Annotated in this window: 2 protein-coding genes; both read right to left on the bottom strand. The window is 33.0% G+C overall.

Going from position 1 to position 3583, the window contains the following annotated elements:
* Positions 1-95: 95 nt before the first annotated feature.
* Positions 96-1544 carry an FtsZ/tubulin family protein gene (locus H540_RS0121770; RefSeq protein WP_028402372.1) on the bottom strand — a complete coding sequence of 483 codons (1449 nt, stop codon included), beginning with the start codon at positions 1542-1544 and terminating at the stop codon, positions 96-98.
* Between the two features lie 29 nt (positions 1545-1573).
* Positions 1574-1984, bottom strand: coding sequence for a hypothetical protein (locus H540_RS0121775; protein ID WP_028402373.1), 411 nt, complete (start codon positions 1982-1984; stop codon positions 1574-1576).
* Positions 1985-3583: the final 1599 nt, after the last annotated feature.

Raw genomic sequence — 3583 nt, forward strand, 5'->3', positions numbered from 1 at the left:
TCAGTGGCACTCCGTATCCGACCTCACTTTCATCCCACCCCTAAAGGGGGTGGCTATCGCACCGTAGTGGGCTTTCGCGTTCGGGAAATCTGTAATTAGAATTTCATTTTTTCTGGATCTAGGAAATCCATTAATTCTTCATCCTTATCTAAGGAATTGCTGTTCTCCGCTTTTTCTTCACCAAGGTCAATGAAATCGGAAAGGTTAAAATCAAAATCTTCTTCGTCATCATCGATATTACTGATGGAGGCGATAGAGGACTGCTGGTAAATAAATTTATTGTTTTTTTCTTGGTATTCCTTATATTCTTCAACAAGTCCTTTAGCTAAGCGAGTAGGAAGGGCCTCTGTTTTGAAGAAAGTATAAACACTAGTGTTAAAGTTATTTTTACCTACAATATATCCATTAAAAACTGTTTCGCGAATTGGTAACTGTTGAATAATATCTGCTTTTGCATCATCAATAAAGGAATCTCCAAACCCTTTTGGTTGATCCAAAACAGCTAACATACCAAAGTGGTGGATTTTAGATGTAATGATATTACCTAGCTCATCTTTTTGCATAAGTTCAATTGGCTCATGGAAGGAGCTGCCTTGGATACTTTGAGTAAACATTTGTTGAATATCTTTAGCATTTTGAATTTCGCTCATTGATTTTGAAACACGATTAATTACCAGGCATCCTGTTTTTTCAAGAAGGATACGTTTGAAGTCTGCTGGGTCTAAGACAACGCCAGTACCGCCAACAGTTGTTGCAGTGTTCAATTCATGGATAATTTCGCAAATTCTTTGATTTGCATAATCACGTGAGTTTACAATGTTCTTTTTCTCATTTTCATTTAAGCTATTGTACTCGTCATAAAAATGCTGATTATCTGCAAAGACAACAAAAGCGACACCTTTTGTCTTATCATTCGCAAGAGCCCAAATTTGTCGTGAGAAGTCATTAACTTGTTTTAAGACATTTGGACCGTCAGCACGAACAGGGAGCGTAACCACGATACCAATTTTAATAAAGTCTTTGCGATCAATGGCATTTTCAAGTGCCAGTCTTTTGAAACGGTTTTGGTTCGCCTTGATTTCTGCTACTGGATATTCTGCAGCGATTTTTCTCAATTCCTCTGCAATAATAGGTCTATTATGGAACGCAGAAAATTCCTCGATTGCTTTTACGATAGTAGAAGTACCTGTTCCTCCACCAAGACCTGCAAAGAATAGAACAAGTTCATCGTCTGGACGTACACGTTCTGTGATAAAGGCCTTTAATTTTTCTTTAGCAACCTCATTTTCCTCTAAAACCCTCGCAGCTTTAGTTGGGTCTTTTCCAAGCCCACCAAGATTTAACGAAACTTGATTATTCTTCGGAATATATTTCAGTTCAGTTAAATCTCCATCATTCGAATTTAATGCAAGACAGTTATAGATGGAGGAACCGTCTACTTTCTTAATTGCTGCAAATGTATCTACCATACGAGTACCTGCTTGTCCAAATCCAACCATTGTCATCTTAATAGCAGGATCGTTGTTAAGAAAATTTTTCGCCATATAAATCTTCACTCCCTCGATTTTCTAATTTATTGGTTTGTTTTTTTAGATAGTGAAAGTAAAACTTGTTGACCACGAACTGTTAAATAAATATATTTGTATGGCTTTTTTGGTTTTTCATAAAGTAATGACATATCAAGTAACTTATCCACGCATTTTTCAGCTGCTTTTCTGCTTATATTAGTATGCGATTGTTCAAAAACAAATGTTTTGCCTTTAGGTTTTCTGGTAAGTCTATCTAAAACTACATTTTCTATTACTTCATTTACAGTAATGCCGATCATCTGATTATGATCTTTGTATTGTTTATTTAATTCGCGTCCTATATATAAGAATACCTGTGTTAGAACAGTATCCCTTAAAATAATATCCGCAAACATAGCAGATAAGTGATCATCAAATTTTAAGTCTATGTACGTTTGATGAAGAATTTCATTCAATGCCTTTTACACCTCCTAATCTAAAAAATAAAACATATATGTAATCATATAGTAGCAGATTATGGTAATCATATCAAGTGACTATTTGTAGTTACTTTAATGGTTAATTAGAAAGAGATTTTAATGAAAATACGAGAATTTTCAAGATATTTTTTATAGTCACTTAATATAATAACTATTTAAAGTGATTGTATTTAGTTTATGGAAATTTTTTCTGTTTTTTGGACTGAGTGCATGAAAGAAAAAGAGAAATAATGAATTTAATAGAATAGACGCTTGGTTCCAAGTAAAAAAATGATAAATCAATTTATGTATTGTTGAATGGTTATTTATAAGAGTTACTTAGTATAGTTACCATAATAGAGATTCGTTCATTGCTGTGTTTTGGTGGTAATGATGTAAAAAGTATTTATAATGACACTTTTATTAATCACTTCATATAGTAACTAAAAAAAGTAACTATTATAAATAGTGCATAAAATTCCATAAGAATGATCAATTGAATCTCTTGATGTTTGTTAGTGCATAGTGTAACGGCTATAAATACACATATATGAGTCTTTAATCCTTTAACAAATCGAGTTTTTGTAATCCTTCATTGTTATGTAATGTAAAGCCTGTTGTGTTAGAACAGCGTGATACTAAGTTCTCGGCATCTACATGAGATCAATCTTTTCTCCAAATAGCCATGCTTAAGTCTCTATTGGTGTTCCATACACTAAACCTCATAAAGTCGCTTTTACAAAAAAAATATATGGTGACTATATTAAGTGATCATAATAAGTGACTTTATTTAACTGAATTATATTTATGATTATATGCTAATGCTACGAATTTTAGATGAAGTTAAAAAGACATTGTACTTGCTGAAGTTTGTTCAGTTGTGCTGGTGTACTTATGAATATGTCGCATTACACATGTGCATCACAGTGCACATGGTGACCACATTTACAAACGAATTTATAGAAAAGGGGCTATATAACATGAAAAGCCTAGAACGATGCCTAGGCTAATACTTCGTATAAAAGAACTTCATAAAGGGATTTGCTAAGTTTTTGCTTCGATAGTAGGAGATCAATTAGTAGAATCTAAAAATAAAGATTAGGGTTCAATTGTTGAAGCTCTACATGGGTAGAACATGGATAGCTGAATATTGTGCATTTGTTGACACTGACTTTTTTCTTACTTTTTTGATTAGGTAGGGTGTTCTCTAGAAATCAGAACCTAATGCCTTCAAACATATCAGTAATTCCTTCAGGTATATTAACCCTGATTCAAGTAGCAACTATTGTCATTATCGGACTTTTCATGCTCAGCCTAATGATGTTGTCAACCTTAGCACCAGCTTTAATGGGACTAACTCACAGATAAAATAGTTACTATAATATCAAAAAGAGTGTTATTGAACTAACTAGGGGCATGAGTTTAATGAATAGAAGAAACCGATTACTACTTAGCGTAGAAAAATAGTTTTTTGTTTTCCAAAAATGTCTTATCATATAATTGGTTCTGGTGCAAAAAATACTCGATAGAAACATAGAGTGTCAATTTCCTTTAAATTGCTAGCTTATGAAGCTAATCCAAACAATTTATGAATGA

The organism is Ectobacillus panaciterrae DSM 19096, assembly GCF_000430785.1.
GTDB lineage: Bacteria > Bacillota > Bacilli > Bacillales > Bacillaceae_G > Ectobacillus > Ectobacillus panaciterrae.